This window comes from Pseudohongiella sp. O18, from assembly GCF_021729085.1.
Lineage (GTDB): Bacteria > Pseudomonadota > Gammaproteobacteria > Pseudomonadales > Pseudohongiellaceae > Pseudohongiella.
The window spans coordinates 500754-518404 of sequence record NZ_JAJSAR010000001.1; the positions used below are offsets into that span (position 1 = coordinate 500754).

General features: G+C 55.9%; 18 protein-coding genes. 7 read left to right on the forward strand and 11 right to left on the reverse strand.

Annotation, left to right across the window (positions count from 1 at the left end; translation table 11 throughout):
* Positions 1 to 1008, forward strand: a complete 1008-nt coding sequence (galE, locus tag LVD14_RS02275) for a UDP-glucose 4-epimerase GalE (RefSeq protein WP_237132411.1) — start codon at positions 1 to 3, stop codon at positions 1006 to 1008.
* A gap of 130 nt (positions 1009 to 1138) precedes the next feature.
* Here the strand turns inward: galE and LVD14_RS02280 are convergent, their stop codons facing one another.
* Complete coding sequence (locus LVD14_RS02280; RefSeq protein WP_237132412.1) at positions 1139 to 2770, reverse strand: agmatinase family protein; 1632 nt, start codon at positions 2768 to 2770, stop codon at positions 1139 to 1141.
* Between the two features lie 58 nt (positions 2771 to 2828).
* A complete protein-coding gene (locus LVD14_RS02285) occupies positions 2829 to 4208 on the reverse strand; it encodes an arginase family protein (protein WP_237132413.1) in 1380 nt (459 codons plus the stop codon).
* A gap of 198 nt (positions 4209 to 4406) precedes the next feature.
* Between LVD14_RS02285 and argE the strand changes: the two genes are divergently transcribed.
* Both argE and argA read left to right on the forward strand, forming a co-directional pair.
* The gene (gene argE / locus LVD14_RS02290) at positions 4407 to 5582 is read left to right on the forward strand and encodes an acetylornithine deacetylase (protein WP_237132414.1); all 1176 of its coding nucleotides are present in this window, start codon (positions 4407 to 4409) and stop codon (positions 5580 to 5582) included.
* 38 nt (positions 5583 to 5620) lie between these two features.
* Positions 5621 to 6937: an amino-acid N-acetyltransferase gene (gene argA / locus LVD14_RS02295; protein ID WP_237133395.1), complete on the forward strand. Its 1317-nt coding sequence runs from the start codon at positions 5621 to 5623 to the stop codon at positions 6935 to 6937.
* Between the two features lie 3 nt (positions 6938 to 6940).
* On the opposite strand, the gene folA is transcribed toward argA, so the two are convergent.
* From folA to LVD14_RS02320, 5 genes are read right to left on the reverse strand one after another with little or no spacing between them, the layout of a single operon-like run.
* Positions 6941 to 7441, reverse strand: coding sequence for a type 3 dihydrofolate reductase (gene folA / locus LVD14_RS02300; protein WP_237133396.1), 501 nt, complete (start codon positions 7439 to 7441; stop codon positions 6941 to 6943).
* A gap of 29 nt (positions 7442 to 7470) precedes the next feature.
* Entirely contained in the window at positions 7471 to 8265 is a 795-nt protein-coding gene (gene thyA / locus LVD14_RS02305; protein WP_237132415.1) for a thymidylate synthase, read from the reverse strand.
* Positions 8262 to 9053: a prolipoprotein diacylglyceryl transferase gene (lgt, locus tag LVD14_RS02310; RefSeq protein ID WP_237132416.1), complete on the reverse strand. Its 792-nt coding sequence runs from the start codon at positions 9051 to 9053 to the stop codon at positions 8262 to 8264. Before lgt ends, thyA begins: the two co-directional genes overlap by 4 nt.
* A gap of 44 nt (positions 9054 to 9097) precedes the next feature.
* A complete protein-coding gene (ptsP, locus tag LVD14_RS02315) occupies positions 9098 to 11374 on the reverse strand; it encodes a phosphoenolpyruvate--protein phosphotransferase (RefSeq protein WP_237132418.1) in 2277 nt (758 codons plus the stop codon).
* A 28-nt stretch (positions 11375 to 11402) separates the two neighbouring features.
* Positions 11403 to 11891 carry an RNA pyrophosphohydrolase gene (locus LVD14_RS02320; RefSeq protein WP_237132419.1) on the reverse strand — a complete coding sequence of 163 codons (489 nt, stop codon included), beginning with the start codon at positions 11889 to 11891 and terminating at the stop codon, positions 11403 to 11405.
* 186 nt (positions 11892 to 12077) lie between these two features.
* On the opposite strand from LVD14_RS02320, the gene LVD14_RS02325 reads away from it, so the two are divergent.
* Positions 12078 to 12761, forward strand: coding sequence for an HAD family hydrolase (locus LVD14_RS02325; protein WP_237132421.1), 684 nt, complete (start codon positions 12078 to 12080; stop codon positions 12759 to 12761).
* Here the strand turns inward: LVD14_RS02325 and LVD14_RS02330 are convergent.
* The 3 genes from LVD14_RS02330 to LVD14_RS02340 all read right to left on the reverse strand — a co-directional run bounded on the left by LVD14_RS02330 (position 12742) and on the right by LVD14_RS02340 (position 15220).
* On the reverse strand, positions 12742 to 13272 hold the full coding sequence (locus LVD14_RS02330) for a glycine cleavage system protein R (protein ID WP_237132422.1): 531 nt from the start codon (positions 13270 to 13272) through the stop codon (positions 12742 to 12744). The two genes, LVD14_RS02325 and LVD14_RS02330, sit on opposite strands and share 20 nt — an antisense overlap.
* An 83-nt stretch (positions 13273 to 13355) precedes the next feature.
* Positions 13356 to 14507, reverse strand: a complete 1152-nt coding sequence (locus tag LVD14_RS02335) for a molybdopterin-dependent oxidoreductase (protein WP_237132423.1) — start codon at positions 14505 to 14507, stop codon at positions 13356 to 13358.
* Positions 14508 to 14611: 104 nt separating this feature from the next.
* Complete coding sequence (locus tag LVD14_RS02340) at positions 14612 to 15220, reverse strand: peptidylprolyl isomerase (RefSeq protein WP_317622177.1); 609 nt, start codon at positions 15218 to 15220, stop codon at positions 14612 to 14614.
* Between LVD14_RS02340 and LVD14_RS02345 the strand changes: the two genes are divergently transcribed.
* The gene (locus LVD14_RS02345) at positions 15207 to 15908 is read left to right on the forward strand and encodes a hypothetical protein (protein ID WP_237132424.1); all 702 of its coding nucleotides are present in this window, start codon (positions 15207 to 15209) and stop codon (positions 15906 to 15908) included. The genes LVD14_RS02340 and LVD14_RS02345 overlap by 14 nt on opposite strands.
* Positions 15909 to 16019: 111 nt before the next feature.
* On the forward strand, positions 16020 to 16196 hold the full coding sequence (locus LVD14_RS02350; RefSeq protein WP_237132425.1) for a hypothetical protein: 177 nt from the start codon (positions 16020 to 16022) through the stop codon (positions 16194 to 16196).
* A 36-nt stretch (positions 16197 to 16232) separates the two neighbouring features.
* On the opposite strand, the gene LVD14_RS02355 is transcribed toward LVD14_RS02350, so the two are convergent.
* The gene (locus LVD14_RS02355) at positions 16233 to 17135 is read right to left on the reverse strand and encodes a TraB/GumN family protein (RefSeq protein WP_237132426.1); all 903 of its coding nucleotides are present in this window, start codon (positions 17133 to 17135) and stop codon (positions 16233 to 16235) included.
* Between the two features lie 97 nt (positions 17136 to 17232).
* Between LVD14_RS02355 and LVD14_RS02360 the strand changes: the two genes are divergently transcribed.
* Positions 17233 to 17586: a DUF6164 family protein gene (locus tag LVD14_RS02360; RefSeq protein ID WP_237132428.1), complete on the forward strand. Its 354-nt coding sequence runs from the start codon at positions 17233 to 17235 to the stop codon at positions 17584 to 17586.
* Positions 17587 to 17651 lie beyond the last annotated feature (65 nt).

A 17651-nucleotide genomic window follows, 5' to 3' on the forward strand; every position in this document is an offset into this window, starting at 1 on the left:
ATGATTTTGGTTACAGGCGGCGCCGGCTACATTGGATCACACACCGTTGTTGAGCTGCTGAACGCGGGCGAATCACTGCTTGTGTATGACAATCTTTCGAACAGTTCTGAAGAAAGTCTGAAGCGCGTGGCAAAAATCACCGGCAAGGAAGTGCCGTTTGTAAAAGGCGACATTCTAGATGAGGCAGCGCTTTCTGCTGTCTTTGATAAGTATGACATTACCGCTGTTATTCACTTCGCTGGGCTGAAGGCGGTCGCTGAAAGTGTCAGTTATCCGCTTCGCTACTATGAGAACAACGTATACGGTTCGCAGGTTCTGGTAAGGGTAATGGCTGCTCATGATGTCAAAAAGCTGATCTTCTCATCTTCCGCAACCGTTTATGGCGATCCTGCCGAAACCCCGATTCGCGAGGACTTCCCTACTGGCGCAACAACCAATGCCTACGGCACCAGCAAATACATGGTTGAGCGCATTCTGTCAGATGTCTGTCGGGCTGATCCATCATGGTCCATCACCTCGCTGCGGTACTTTAACCCGGTAGGCGCGCATGCCTCTGGCCTGATCGGAGAAAACCCGACCACGGTGCCTGCCAATCTGCTGCCCTACATCACGCAGGTTGCGGTCGGCCGTCTCAAAGAATTGAAAGTTTTTGGCGATGACTATCCGACACACGATGGCACTGGGGTCCGCGACTACATTCATGTGGTAGACCTGGCTCTTGGGCACCTTGCCGCACTAAAGAAGATGGAGAGCGCATCTGGTTATCAAGTTTTTAACCTGGGTACCGGTGAAAAGTATTCTGTGCTGGACATGATCAAGGCATTCGAAAAAGCCTCAGGCATAAGCATTCCCTATCGGATCGAGGCAAGAAGACCGGGTGACATTGCAGAATGTTATGCGGACCCATCCTTTGCCGCTGAAGGCCTGGGATGGCGGGCCAAACTTGGTATCGAAGACATGATGAGGGATGCGTGGCGCTGGCAAAGTACCAACCCACAGGGTTTTTGATCAGTCTGGCACAATCGCCGGGCTTATTTGGCAGCAACCGATAGTCGGCAGGCCAGGCGGCTGAGACAACAACAAAATAGAGCTGCCGCCCGGCTCAAGGCGACAGCTCTTTTTTCAGGGCCAGGCTTTCTTACTGCTCAACCGGGTCAATCGGCGCAACGATATCAGAATCAGACCCTTCTACCGTTTCCGCTTCTTCGTTCTCTTCCTCTTCGCGCGAAGCTTCCAGTTCTTCGGTACGACGCAGGAACTCGGCCTGGTCGCCGTAGTAGTTGTCGATGGCGTGCTCGGAAGCAATCGGACTCAGGTAATGAGGACTGGTCAAGCCTTCTTCACGCAGAGCCAGACCAGTCAGACAGGCTTTCACAACATGGGCGCTGTTCATGGTTGTGGCATACGTTGGGTCAAGTGCCGGGTGCAATTCGACCAGATCAAAACTGATGACATTGGACTCTGCACACAGGCGACGAACCATTGTGATCGCTTCGCGCATGTTGATACCACCCGATACTGGTGTACCGGTTGCAACAGCAAATGCCGGGTCAATGATGTCGATATCAAAAGAGATATGGATCTTGCGACCTTCTTCACTGGCTTCAGCAACGACACGATCAATCACGTTATCCCAGCCGCGCTGCTCGACTTCCGCCATGGTGTGGAAACGCATGCCGATCTCGCGCATCCATTTGAACGCTTCCTCATCGGGGCCGCTGGAACGCAGACCTACCTGGATGTAGTCAGCACCACGTACATGACCTTCATTGAGCAGGCGGTAGACAGGCGCACCGTGGCTGATCAGGTGAGTGCTGCCCCACCAGGCGTCGTAGTGTGAATCGAAGTGAATCACTGACACCCGCTCTTTACCGTGTACATCGGCCAGCGCAGCCACGTTTGGATATTCCAGTGAGTGGTCACCACCTATAATGATAGGCACCGCGCCAGTCTCAGCGATTTCCCGCACAATCTCCCGGACATGTTGCATGGACCGTTCTGTGCTGTTGTTGTCCATGGCAACATCGCCGTAGTCAACAATATTCAGCACGCTGCCTGGGTTGATCTGTGTGTACTGGTCCATTCCCCCCAAGGCACGTCCGAGGACACGCATATCCGTTGTTGCCTGAGCGCCAGAGTCCCGCCATCCGGAACCCATGTTCAATGGTGCACCCACAATGGCGACGTCCACTTCGCCGGCTTCCAGATCTTCCTGCGTCAAAGCCAGCGGGAATCCACCGAACGTGGGCGGACCGCCGCGGCCATTGTAGCGGCCAAGATCAATCGGGCCGGGCTCACGCTCTGGATCCATGGAGCGTGGGCGCTGAATGCGCCAGGCGTTAAATTCAGGTGATGCCGTGTTGAGCGGAATATTAGGCAGGTCACGGCCTTCTTCATATCGTGTGCTGGACACCACAGTCTGCATGGCGCTGACCCACTCGACGATTTCTTCCGGGGTGTGTTCGTCGAAGTATTCGGTCATCTTTTCTTCGTCACCACGGAACCGCCGCGCATCGGGGCCGCGGAGAAACTCGAGCTGTTCCTCGCTCAGCAACGCCAGCTTGTCGTCATAGCCTTCCGGCAAATCGATCAGTTCGGGTTCCTCTTCCTCTTCGTCACGGAAATCCCGTGTTTCAAAGGGATAGGGATTGGTGCCGGTTACATGCTCCGGCGTCGCCGGTTGCGCATGAGCGCTCGGGGATACCGCTGCAGCCAGGAGCAGCACGGACGCTGCCAGCGACAGCGATGGAATTCGGTACAGGTTCTTCATTGTCAAACTTCCGGAATTTTTGGCGAATGGTCGTGTTTGCATGTCGTCGTCCTCCCGTTTAGCCCTGACCGTGATCAAGCGCCAGTGGATGAACTTCGTCTGGTTCGAAACCAGCTTCACGCGCGGCCATACCGACCAGACATGCATTCAGCACTGCATTGGCATTGAGTGCTGACAGACGCGAGAAATCCAGCACAGGTGCCAGGTCAGTAATTTCAAAACCGACGATCTCCCGCGCTGCACACAGATGGCGAATGGTAGAGGTCACTTCCTGCATGGCCAGGCCATTGGTGGCCACTCGACCCGCGGCGACCATGTCATTCGGCTCAATAACGCTGACGTCGATGGATACAAACAGCTGGTCTGGCAGCTCGTCGATCTCATCAATGACGCGATCCATGACTTCGCTGTAACCATTGCGATTGATGGAGGCCATGGTGTGATAACGGACATTCTGATCACGCAGCCACTGTAGGGTATCTGCATTCACTGATTCGCCCCGCAGCCCGACGGTGATGACATCGTCACCGTTAACGATGCCTTCATTGATCAGCAGAAACACCGCCTGATCGTCTGACACCGTATGCACACCGTTGCGATTGGCATCCGGGTGGGCACTGAAGTGCACCAGGCCAAAGCTGCCGTTGCCGTGGACCTGCGCAACACCTTTCACCCCGGGGTAAAGCATTGATGTATCGCCACCCACCATCATCGGTACTGTGCCGGTGGCGGCTGTCTCGGTCACCATGGCCGTGACGTGGGCGACGGTCCGCTCCACGCTCAGGTTGTCTACTGAAAAGTCACCGTAGTCGACGACTGAAAGCACATCCAGCGGATTGATCAGCGTCTGTACGTCCGGCACACCAATGGTGTTCAGCGCGCGCATGACACGTGGGCCGTTTCCGGCATCGCGGCGGCCACTGCTCATATCACTGGGAATTCCAACAATCGCCACGTCGACGTTACCCGCCTCCAGGTCTTCGGGAAAAATCGCAACCGGGGCCCCCGCAAATGTAGGCACACCTGATTCAGGAAACAGGTAGCGATGCACACTGAAGGGGCCCGGGCTGCGTGTGTCATCCCGCAGAATAGGCGGCGGGATGATACCCATGTTGAAGCCGTTGGCAGTCAGGTTCAGGGGTATGGCTCCCATGTCCCGCTGGGGGTCATACCCCATCTCCGCTGCCACAGCCATCAAATCTGCCACCAGGGCCTGCATGTCTGCCGTATCCCGGTTGGCCAGTTCCAGCTCCATCTGCCGCGCAGGCATGTAGGTCAGGAAGTCACCACTGCTGATAAACGACTGTTGACTCGGACTCATTCCCTCCAGTTTGTCAGTGAGTTCGTCAGGCAGCTGCCAATCCTGGGCGGACAAACTACTACAGACCAGTAATCCGGCCGCCAATGTGGCCAGTCTGGGGAATCTTGCGGACGTCATACAGCATCACTCCGGGTCGAAAATGTTTGCGAATCAAATTTTTACGACCATCTTTATACCGCAGGGGTACAACCCTTGCACTGCGTTAAATAACGGTGTTTTCGCGCAGAGTCATGAATGGCGCGGCCTGCAGGACGACGGTATCTGCGGCTGTGCAAATCAGTTAGAATCGGGACAATTGACCGGGAGGCAGTGCTAATGACCATCAAATCGTCCCAAACGCGACCGCTGCTGGCACACTTTTCCAGCTTGATGAGTCTGCCCAGCATCAGCTCGACCAATGCGTCGCTGGACATGAGCAATATGCCGGTTATCAACTACCTGGCGGAGCAGTTCACAGCGCTTGGGTTCCAGTGCGAGATCATGCCCTGTGAGAGCAGCAGCGGCGAGGCCAAAGCAAATCTGATTGCCACGCTCGGAAGCGGCCCGGGTGGGCTGGTACTGGCCGGACACACCGATACTGTACCCATGGACCCGGAACTGTGGTCGGTTGACCCACTGAAAATGACCGAACAGGACAACCGGCTTTACGGTCTTGGCAGCACCGACATGAAAGGCTTTTTTGCGCTGATTCTGGAAGCTGTGCGCGATATCGCCGACAAGCCCCTGCAACAGCCTTTGATTGTGCTGGCTACTTCGGATGAAGAAACGTCCATGTTTGGGGCCCGCAAAATTGCCGAACTTGGGCGTCCCAAGGCACGCTACGCCATCATTGGTGAACCTACCGGCATGAAACCCATCCATGCCCATAAGGGTGTCATGATGGAATCGATTCGGCTGCAGGGTCGCAGCGGCCACTCCTCGGATCCGAGCCTGGGCATCAATGCAATGGAAGCCATGCATGATGTCATCGGTGATCTGCTTAAATTCCGGGCCGAGTTGCAGGAGAAGTATCACAACCCGCTGTTTGCCATCGATAAACCGACGATGAACCTCGGCTGTATTCATGGTGGCGACAACCCAAATCGCATCTGTGGCCACTGCGAACTGGAGTTTGATATTCGTCTGATGCCGGGCATGGAAGTGGAGAACATGCGCGAGCTGATCCGTAAGCGTCTCCAGCCGCTGGCACAGCGCTGGCAGGTCGGTTTTGAGCTGACTCCGCTGTTCCCGGGCGCACCGGCCTTTCACTGCCCGGTAGAAAGCGATCTGGTAAAAACCGCCGAAAGGCTGACTGGACACACAGCGGGAACAGTGGCCTTCGGTACCGAAGCACCCTGGCTGCAGCAGATTGGCATCGATACCATCGTGCTGGGCCCGGGTGACATCGACCAGGCGCACCAGCCGGATGAGTATCTGTCACTGGATCGCGTCAAACCCTGCGTCGATCTGCTGCAGCAGTTTATTACGCATTACTGCCTGGAAAAGCACTAGGACAAAGAAAAAGAACACAGGAACACGACATGGAAAATCTGTCTCAATACATTGACTGGTTTCGACACTCGTCCAGCTACATCAATGCCCATCGCAAAAAGGTATTCGTGGTACTTCTGACTGGCGAAGCCATTGCGCATGACAATTTCAGCAATATTGTTCATGACATTACGCTGCTGCACAGCCTGGGCGTCAAATTGGTGCTGGTGCATGGCGCGCGACCGCAGATCAGCTCCTCACTGCAACAGGCCGGCCACGAACTGCGATATCACAAGGGTTTGCGCATTACTGATGTCGACAGCCTGCAGATCATCAAACAGACCGTAGGCGCCATGTCGATCGATCTGGAAGCGCAGTTTTCCATGGGGCTGGCAAATTCGCCAATGCACGGCGCTGACATCAAGGTCAGTCGCGGCAACTTCATCACCGGACGACCACTGGGCGTGATCGACGGTTTTGACTACGCGCTGACAGGCGTGGTGCGCAAAGTGAATGCCACGGCCATCATGCAGCACCTGGACAAGAACAATATCGTGCTGGTGTCCAACCTGGGGTACTCTCCTACGGGCGAAGTGTTCAATCTGTCTGCCGAAGAAGTGGCCACCGAGATTGCCATAGCCATGGCGGCGGAAAAACTGATTCTGTTTGTGCCACAGCGCGGCATCATGGACGCCGCCGACAATCTGGTCAGCACCCTGAGCCCAGTCGCTGCAGAACAGTTGCTGCTCAATATCAGTGACGACCACCCGCAGGCAAGGAATGGTGTGCGCGAATCACTTGCCGCCGCCGCCAAGGCCAGCAGCAAGACCGTGCATCGCTGTCATCTGATCAACTTTGAGGACAATGGTGCGCTGATCGAAGAGCTGTTCACACGTGACGGTAACGGCACCCTGGTTTCGCGAGATAATTTTGAGCTGCTGCGTCAGGCCGTGATTGACGACGTCGGTGGTATTCTGGAATTGATCGCACCTCTGGAGGCCGCCGGCATACTGGTGCATCGCTCGCGCGAACTGCTGGAAGCCGAGATCGAGTATTTCAAGGTCATCGAAATGGAAGGCATGATTATCGCCTGCGCCGCGATCTACCCGCTGGACGAAAATACCGGAGAGATCGCCTGCATCGCCATTCACAAGGAATATCAGGAAAGCGGTCGCGGTGATCACCTGCTGCGCGCTCTGGAAAAAGAAGCAAGGCGGATGGGGCTGAGCAATGCCATCGTGCTGACCACACAAACTGCACACTGGTTTCTGGAGCGGGGATTTAAACCTATCGCTGTTTCAGACCTTCCGATTAAAAAGCAGGAGCTCTACAACTACCAGCGAAACTCCAAGGCGTTTCGCAAAGCATTGACGTGACAATCAGCGCTCCAGAATCACAAAGCTGTAATCGTAGGGATTCGGGTCGGCGGCCGCATGGTCTTCCCGGCCCAGCTCGTGCCACTCGCTGAGTTCAAATTCTGGGAACCAGGCATCACCGTCGACATGGGCATGGACCTGCGTCATGTATAGACGGTCAGCGTAGGGCAGCGCCATTTCATAGATCTGCGCACCACCCATGATGATGACTTCATCGCCGCCATTGATCAGACACACCTTCTCGGCCAGTGCCAGCGCGTCCTCAAAAGTCGGAACTACCTTGACGCCTTCTGCCTGAAATTCAGGATTACGTGAGATGACGATGTTAGTGCGGCCGGGCAGCGGCCGACCGATGGATTCCCATGTCTTGCGACCCATCACGATGGGCTTGCCCATGGTGACACGCTTGAAGTATTTCAGATCTTCCGGGAGATACCACGGCAGTGCATTGTTGCGGCCTATCACACGATTCTGCGACTGCGCCCAGATCAGTGCCACTTTCATTTCGGGTAATTCGTCTGTCTCGTCCATCGTCAAACGGCCACCGGTGCGGAGATGTGCGGGTGCGACTGGTAATTCTGTATTTCGAAATCATCAAACTGATAATCGAAGATACTGCCCGGGCGCCGCTTGATATGCAGCGTCGGCAGCGGCAAAGGCTCGCGTGTTAACTGCAGTCGAGCCTGCTCCAGATGATTGCTGTACAAATGCGTATCGCCACCGGTCCAGATAAATTCACCAACCTCAAGATCACACTGCTGAGCCATCATGTGGGTGAGCAGTGCATACGAGGCAATATTGAACGGCACACCCAGAAATGTGTCTGCCGAACGCTGATACAACTGGCAGGACAATTTGCCATTGGCGACGTAGAACTGAAACAGTGAATGACAGGGCGGGAGCGCCATCTCATCGACATAGGCGGGGTTGTAGGCAACCACCATGTGGCGACGGGAATCGGGGTTGTTGCGGATCTGTTCGACCACCTTGCTGATCTGATCGACGCTCTGACCGTCCTTGCCAGGCCAGCTGCGCCACTGGAACCCGTAGACCGGGCCAAGGTCGCCGTTTTCATCGGCCCATTCGTCCCAGATGGAGACGCCGTTTTCTTTCAGATAACGGATATTGGTGTCACCGCTGAGAAACCACAGCAATTCATGAATGATCGAGCGCAGATGCAGCTTTTTGGTGGTGACCAGCGGAAAGCCACGCTGCAGATCAAAGCGCATCTGGTGGCCGAACACTGACAGTGTCCCGGTGCCGGTGCGATCCGATTTCTCGGCGCCTTCATCCAGTATTCGCTGCAGTAAGTCCTGATATTGTTTCACGCCGGCTGTTTCCTGTAGGCAATGACAAGTAGTGCGATTCCCGCAAAGATCATGGGCAGGGACAGTACCTGCCCCATTGTCATCCAGTCAAGCGCCACGAAACCGATCCATGAGTCGGGCTCGCGATAAAATTCCACAACAAAGCGCTGCAGGCCGTAGCCCAGCCCGAACAGTCCGGATACGGCGTAACGTGGCCGGGGCTTAGAGGAGAACCACCAGACCACCGCAAACAGCACGACGCCCTCAAGAAATGCCTGGTAGAGCTGCGAGGCGTGGCGGGGTAACTCGTCCACGTGCGGAAATACCATGCCCCACGATACCGTCGTCGGCCGCCCCCACAGCTCACCGCCGATAAAATTGCCAATGCGGCCAATGCCCAGCGCCAGCGGCGCGAACGGTGCGATGAAATCCAGCACCTCAAACCAGCGCTTGTTGATGCGGCGACCATACCAGTAGAACGCCAGCATCACGCCAATGAATCCGCCATGGAAGGACATGCCGCCTTCCCAGACGCGCAGCAGCCAGAGCGGATCAGCCACGAAGCGATCAAAGTTGTAGAACAGCACTGATCCCAGACGGCCACCCAGCACGGCACCCAGGGCGCCGTAGAAAACCAGGTCGGAAATATGATCGTCGGTAAACTCGCCTTTCCAAGGGCCGGTGCGGATACGGTATCGCGCCAGCAGCCAGCAGGCTGTAAACGCAACGATATACATGATGCCGTACCAGTGCACGGTCAGTGGGCCTATCGAGAAAGCAACCGGGTCAATATCGGGGTAGGTCAGCATCGGGTCTTTTCAAATTCCTGAAGGTCGTAAATATCTATTCCGTGTTAATTGCTGCGTGACGAGCGCAATAGTCGATCCACGCCGGCGTTGTAAAGCGCCAGGTCAACACAGCTTCGGATACTCTGCGCGTCGGTCAGTTTCATGACATCCTGCAGCAGCTCTTTGGCAGTGCTGAGCGTGACGGCACGAATCACTGCCTTTACCTTGAGCAGCGTCGAGGCGTTCATCGACAGCACATCAAATCCCATCGCCATCAGCAACAGCGCTGCACCGGGGTCACCAGCCATCTCACCACAGATGCTGACCGGTTTGTTTTCGGCATGGGCTTCATTGACGACATGCTGCAGCGCGTTAAGCACCGCAGGGTGGAAGGCTGAGTACAGGTCAGCCACCCGGGGGTTGTTTCGGTCAACAGCCAGCAGATACTGCGTCAGGTCATTGCTGCCGACTGACACAAAATCCACCATTTGGCACAGTGCGCGTGTCAGGTAAACGGCCGCCGGCAATTCGATCATGACACCAATCGGTGGCATGCGAACATCCAGCCCTTCTTCCTGCAGCTCGCGCAGAGCACGCTTGATAATCTGGGTAGCGCCGGTGACCTCCTGCAGATTGGAAACCATTGGCAACATGATCTGCAGATTATTCAGGCCCTCACTGGCGCGGATCATTGCCCGTGCCTGCGCGATAAAAATCTCGGGGTGGTCAAGTGTCACCCTAATGCCGCGCCAGCCAAGAAAGGGGTTCGCCTCTTCAATCGGGAAGTAGGGCAGGGCCTTGTCGCCGCCGACGTCCAGTGTCCGCATGGTGACCAGCTTGGGAGCAAAAGCCTCAAGCTGCTGCCGGTAGATGGCCGCCTGTTCCTGTTCACTGGGGAAACGCTCACTCAACAGGAAAGGCACTTCTGTGCGGAACAGACCAATGCCTTCGGCACCGTGATCCAGCGAACGCACAACGTCTGTCATCAGACCGGTATTGACCCACAGACTGACACGATGATCGTCGGGTGTGACACAAGGCAGATTGATCAGCCCTTCCAGACCACGGACCAGTTGTTCTTCTTCCTTGATGACTTCCTGGTAACGCGCCAGCAGTTGATCCGACGGACTGGTATAGACGGTACCATTGTAGCCATCGACAATGACCTGGCGGCCGTCGAGGCGTCTATAGGGCAGATCCAGGGCGCCCATGACGGTCGGGATGCCCATCGTCCGCGCAAGAATCGCTACGTGTGAGTTACCTGAGCCTTTAACTGAGATCATACCAACCAGCTTTTCGCGCGGCACTTCCATCAGCATCGAAGGCGCCAGCTCCTCTCCAACAAGGATGGTGTTATCCGGGTATTCCTTGGGTTTGTCGCGCTCGGTTTCCTGCAGGTAAAACAGCACACGACTGCAAAGATCCTTGATATCCGCCGCGCGCTCGCGCAGGTAAGGATCTTTCATCTGTTCAAATGCCTTTACGTGGTCGGTGGCTACCTCGGCCAGAGCACCCTGCGACCACTGACCACCCGAGATCAGGTCATTAACCTCGCGACCCAGGGCATCGTCGTCCAGCATACGCAGATAAACATCAAACAGGTCGCGCTCTTCAGGTCGCAGCTGCTGACCCACTGAGTCACTGAGCGCCTTGATGTCAGTACGTACACGATTCAGGGCGTCTGCAAAGGCTGCCAGTTCGGCATCGATGTCCTCAGCAACCCGGCTGGGAATCAGGCTCAGATCTGCATGCGGGAACACCACCACTGCCTGGCCTATCGCTACACCGGATGCGCCAGAGATACCCGCAAAACTGGTGTCGGCGCGGCGCTGACCGGAGGGGCTCATACCCTGAATGGCGCCGCTGGCTTCGGCCGCAGCGATCACCCCTGCCAGTTGCGCAGACAGCGTGATCAGAAAGGCTTCTTCACCGTTGTCAAAAGACCGTTTGTCCCGGTGCTGTACTACCAGCACGCCCAGCACATTTCGGTGGTGGATAATAGGCACGCCAAGAAAGGAGCGGAACTCTTCCTCGCCGGTTTCCGACAGGTAGTGATAGTTGGGATGAGCGCGAGCGTCTTCCAGATTAACCGGCTCAGCGTTGCGCGCCACCAGGCCAACAAGACCCTCATCCAGTTGCAGGCTTACGTGGCCAACAGACTCTTTGCGAAGACCCTCGGAGGCCATCAGGACATGGCAATTGATGTCGCTGTCCAGCAGGTAAACCGAGCAGACCTGCGTGTTCATAGCATCCCGTACGCGCGACACAATAATGTCGAGCGCAGTCTGCAGGTCCCTGGCGGTGTTCACCTCCTGGACTATTTCACGCAATCTATCGAGCATAGGATGGTTCGCCTGGCTGGCGACTCGTTTACGAATTCACGTATCGGTTGAGAGGCTTGACCAATTGTCGCAACGCCTGACGGTATACCTCGCGTTTAAAGTCGATAACCTGGCTGAGCGGATACCAGAAACTCACCCACTGCCAGTCATCAAACTCCGGCGCATCGTCCTGATTGGACAGACAGATACGTGACTCTTCTCCGCGCAGACTCAACAAAAACCATTTCTGTTTCTGCCCGATACAGACCGGGTTGGAGTTCTGCCGGATATAATGACGCGGCAGCTGGTAGTACAACCAGTCCCGCGTACTTGAGAGTATTTCCACGTCCCTGGCCTCAAGCCCGACTTCTTCTTTTAATTCCCTGTACATTGCCTGCTGCAGCCGCTCACCCTTGCGGATGCCACCCTGGGGAAATTGCCAGGCATCCTGACCAATACGCTTGGCCCACAGCACCTGCCCTCGAGGGTTGCAGATGATGATACCGACATTCGGTCTGAAGCCTTCAGCATCAATCATTTACGTTTGCATTCCGATCAAATTCCGATCCGTTCCAGATCGATTAACACTCTATAGGGGCGTTGCTGTCACAGACATGCCAGCACCGCATTGTTTCACAAAAACGTCCCACAAAAAAGCGCCAGCCTCGGGTTATAATCCGCGCCGTGGCAATTACCCCTCAACCCAAGCAACAGGAACCATTGCATGAAAACCCTGGCTATTTTCGACCTGGATAACACTTTGCTGGCCGGCGACAGCGACCATGCCTGGGGCGAGTTCCTGATCAGTGAAGGCCTGGCCGATGCCGAGTCACACCGTCAGCAGAACGATGCTTTTTATGCTCAGTACCAGCAGGGCACGCTGGATATGACCGAGTATCTGGAGTTTGCGGTGTCACCGGTGGTGGGTTATACGCAAACCCGGCTGGCGGAGCTGCACATCAAATTCATGCAGCAGTTCATTGACCCGATTATGCTGCCAAGTGCCCAGGCGCTGGTCGACTCTCACAAGAACAAGGGCGATATCTGCCTTATTGTGACCGCTACCAACCGTTTTGTGACTGAGCCTATCGCCAAGCGACTGGGGGTCCACGACCTGATTGCTACAGATCTGGAGTATCTGGAAGGGGTGCTGACTGGCAAGATTAGCGGGGCGCCTTGCTTTCAGGCTGGCAAAATCACCAAGCTGAAGTCATGGCTGGAAACCAACAGCAAGCAGCCTGAGTACCAGGGCCTGACGCTGGAGAACAGCGTGTTCTACAGCGACTCGTTTAATGATATCCCATTGCTGGAAGCTGCTGGCAAAGCGGTGGCTGTTGACCCTGATGATAAACTGCGGGCCCACGCGAGCAAAATGGGCTGGCCGGTTATCAGTCTTCGGCAGGCGTGATATCGACGATCAAATCGTCGGCGAGCTTTTCGATTTCGGCTCTCAGAGAATCTATATCCATCCCTGCTGGCACGTGCAGCAGGGCATTGGCCTTGAACAGCATGTCGGAGGCCATCGGAGCCGGGCTGCATTCTGTCTCCAGATCGTCGACATTGACCTGATTGCGCGCCAGGGCGCCAGAAATATCCCGGATAATACCTGGACGGTCATTACCCACCAGCGACAGCCTGACGGCCTGACGAGGTGCACTGGACTCATTGCCATCTTCGCCAGGGGCAGGGCGCTGGACTACCAGTCTGAGTTTGGGTGAAAGCGCATCCAGCGCCGTGACCAGCTCGTCTGCCTTGTCCTGATCAACACTGACTCGCAGGATGCCGGCGAATTGCCCGGCCAGGCGCGACATATTGCTTTCCAGCCAGTTGCCGTGATGCTGGGCAACAATCTGCGCCAGCGACTCCACCAGCCCCGGCTGGTCTTTGCCAATCAGTGTCAGCACCAGATAACTTTTCATATGACTCTCACCCAGCTTATGATCCGTGTCCTTGCCGCCGCATCCGCCAGTCTGGCGTCAGCGGCACTTGCAAGGCCGCTACTTCAGGCCTCAATCATGACGCGACGCGGGAACTGACCAAACTCTTCCCAGTAACTGACCCGCTCCGGCAGCTGATCGGCTGGCGACTGGACCTGTCCATTGACATCGGTCACGCGTGAGACAAGGGTATGTTCTCCCGGGCTGGCACCCTGCCAGTCCAGATAAAACGGCTTCCAGCTATACTGGCTCGCCTGCGGATCGATAGTCGCCTGCTGCCAGGGGCCGTCGTCGATTTTGACTTCAATGCTGCGCAGCGGGGTGCCATCATTCAAAGCAAACCCACTGATGCGATGGCTGCCGCCACGGTCGGTAACGCGGACAATGACTGACTTGAGATTCATTCGCGCTACAGAATTTTCAACCCAGCGCTCTTCACCGCCAACCATTTCTCGTTTCAGCGTGACGTAGTCACGGCCCATGAAACGACCCATATAGCGGGTATCCTGCACATGAATCTGGGTCAGCCATTTAACATTGGCGACCCCATAGAAGCCTGGCACTAACAGGCGGACCGGACGCCCATGATGAACCGGCAGTGGCTCGCCATTCATTTCGTAGACGATCAGGTTGTCGTCCCGCATGGCGTCTTCCAGCGACAGACTGCGCGCGAAAGCCTTCTCGACTTCGCGACCGCGGATTTCCTCGCGGCCCATATCACCACCAAAAAACACCACCTCTCGACCTGCTGACTGCACACCGGCACGCTCCAGCAGATCCTTAAGACTCACACCACGCCAGCGCGCATTGCCAACCAGTCCGTGAAACATACGGCCGCCATTGCCACCGCACTCGAAGCCACAGTCTATTTCGCGGCTGGGCAGCGCACGCAAATCATCCAGTGTAAAGCGCAAGGGTTGATCAACCAGACCCGTAAGCGACAACTCATACTGAGCGACATCGAGTTCGGGCTGGCCGTAGTGTTGAACCACATAAAAATCGTGACTATAGAAATCCGTCAGTTGTCGGGTGTCAATAATATGCGTGGCACCAGGCTGACGCGGCCCGGGGCCCCAGCCCTCAGGCACATCCAGGAAACGCATGACTCGCTCGCCCTGTGCCAGCGCAAACCATGGAACACCTGCTGTGGCGGCGACCAGTCCTGCCCCTACACCCGCCTTCAATAACTGTCTGCGGCTTTCATTTTCTATTGTCATCTTGTGCCTCTGCCTGGTGGCTTATTGTTATGGTTTTTTTGTCACTGACTGAGTCAGCACTGGGCGATGTCCGCCTTCATGCGAAGACGGGAGCCAAGCCCGGATTAATGGCGGTGACCGCCCGGTCCGTGCACATGACGGTGTGCAATTTCTTCCGGAGCTGCCGCGCGCACCCCCAGCACTTCGATCTGATAGTGCAGTGTGCGACCGGCATACGGGTGATTTGAATCGACATCCACATTGAATTTGCCAACTTTGACAACCAACGCATTGCGAACACCCTGGTTTGTTTTCACCCCAACAATGACACCTGGCACCAGATTCTTGCCAGTGGGTGGATTATGCAACTGCTTGATGGGAAGACGGATCAGCTCATTGGACTTTCTCGGGCCGTAGGCCTGATCTGGTGTCAGGGTAATATTGAGCACGTCGCCCGCTCGCTTGCCGGCCATTGCCTGCTCCAGCCCCGGCACCACATTACCGTGTCCGTGAAGGTACAACAGCGGCTGACGTCCGAATGAGCTTTCAATCCAGGCTGAGTAACTTCCGTCCTGGCGGACTTCGCACAAGCGATAGTGAAACGCCACAACGCGATTCGGCTCGACTCGCATAGTCAAATGAGCAGGCGGCTCCTGCACCGAGCTGAAGCTGACCGATGCACCCTTGACGCTCTCTTTAACAGGCTCTGCCGGAGCTGCTGTGATATCTGGCACCGGGCTGGCGGCTGCTTTGGACTTACTGGCTGCTTTTGGTTTGGACGCCGCTTTGGGTTTAGCCGCCGCTTTGGGCCTGGCCTCAGCTTTAGGCTTGGTCGCGGCCCTGGATTTTGCTGCTGTCTCAGGTTTTGCCTCTGTCTTCGGCTTGCTGGCTGCCTTGGGACTGGCGGCAGCTTTGGGCTTGGCTGCGGCCTTGGCTTTTGCTGCAGTTCCAGACTTGGCAGCAGCCTTGGGCTTGGCTGCTGTTGCAGATTTTGCTTTGGAATCGGCTTTGGGCTTGGCAGCTGTCGCAGCCTTGGCTTTTGTAGTCGCCTTGGCAGCGGTCGTCCTGGTCGTTGACGCAGGGGCTTTCTTGGTCGCCGGAGCTTTCTTGGTTGCAGACGCTGCCTTGGCTGAGGGCGCCTTCTTGGCTACCGGCGCTTTTTTAGCGGCTGGCGCTTTTTTGGCTACAGGCTCTTTTTTAGCCACGCCTGCTTTCTTGGCGGCGGTCGCAGACTTGGCTGCAGGCGCTTTTTTCACCGCAGCCTTTTTGGTATCCGCCTTGGGCGACGTGGCAGTCGACTTGGCGGAACTGGTCTTGGTGGTCGCCGCAGACTTGGCTTTCGACGTGGTTTTGGATGTTGTTTTTTTCGCTGCAGTTTTATCGGTCATACTGATCTCTCTCCAACAGATTGACCGATTCTAGCAGATTGCCGGCGGTATAAAAGGCTGCAGGCACAAATTGACGAGCTGACAGGAAAGGGGGGATTGGTGTATACTGATCGACTTTTTACGGTAGATATCAAGGTTTAGTGTCATGTCCAGCAAATCCAAGAAAGACCTGCCTGTTTGTGATCGCGAAGATCTGGCCCGCCAGGTGGCAGCGTTTCTCAAATCCGGCGGCAAGGTCCAGCAGATTCCAACGGGCACCAGCGGTCAAACCAACACCCGCGGCCCTCGCCAGATCATCCTGAGTCACAAAACTGCCAACTGATCCAAGTCTTTAATACCGGGCACGGCACAGCAGGCATCACGGCTGTGCCATCACCTGAGTCACCTCGTAACCACGACTCTCCAGCATTGCCAACAGCCCATCTTCTCCTACCATATGCGCGACGCCAGCCAGAACGAACTCTGTACCCTCCTGTTCGAACATGGCCTCGATAAGCGGTAGCCAGTCCTGATTGCGGTCAACAAGCAGGCCCTGATAAAGCTCGTCGGAGAATTCGCCCATTGAACCGACGAATTGCTCTTCCAGCACACTCAGGTCACCTGCGCGCCAGCTGCTCACCATGGTTTCAAGCTGCGACTCCATGTCCTTGAAATCTTCCAGCGAATACATCACGTAATCGCTTTCATAGCCCTCGCCCAGACTGGCAAGCAGCGCGAGCTGCTGATCAAGCGTCTCCAGCTGTCCACGATCCTTGCCATCTCCCATGGCCCGGGTATGGAAAAACATATCAACTCCCTGGGGTGAAAACCCGAGCTTTTGCAGCTCCAGCACGCTGAGGGTGCTGATAAGCAGACCCGGCTTGAAAGTCTGCATCATGGCCAGCGGGATGGGCAGGCCGGCCGATGCCACATAATCTGACAGCGCCTGATACGCTTCCTCATTCAGCACTGTTCGCAGGGTGCGACCGTCCTGGTAGGTCATCTGGGCCATCATGCGCTGTTGAAGCGAAGGGTCATTCATGGCCCCGATATCAGTCTCGAAAAACAGGCGGTCTGACTCCTGATATGCCAGCTCATACTCAGGTGGCAGTGGATAATCACTGGCGCGCAACAGGTGAATGGTGCCGCCCAGGTAAATGTGATTGCCGTCATCTTTGCTGACCTGCCAGACCGCTGTCTGCGCGCTCGCCAGCGTTGCTATGCTCGCGAGAACCAGCGCAACGATCGCCTGTGCAGCCGTGAAACCTGCCTTCTCCAACATAATGCTCTCCCTCTTCTTCCCTTTGTTGCGGTTGGCTATGTTTTCCTGCGGCCGATGCCAGTAACATGACCACTCCAGTCCATTCTCTATTACAACTATGTCACGCCTGATATTCAAACTGCGCCATGTACCTGACGATGAAGCCGAAGACGTGCGCCAGCTGTTGCACGACCATGATATAGACTTCTATGAGACCAGTGCTGGCAACTGGGGCATTTCAATGCCTGGCATCTGGTTGCGCAACGATGACGACTACGGCCTGGCCTCCAGTCTGCTGGCCGAGTACCAGTCACAGCGCCAGCGAGAGTCCCGTGCACAGTACGAAGCGGACAAGGCCGCCGGGCGAGCCGAAACGCAGTTGGACAGACTGCGTCAGGAACCTGTCAAAGTAATCCTGTATTTTTGTCTCTGTGCCGCGCTGATCTACGTTCTGGTGACTGCCTTCTATTGACTGTAGACGCCGACAGCGAGCGACATCATTTATTATTTCTATCGTTTGTTAATATATATTTCATT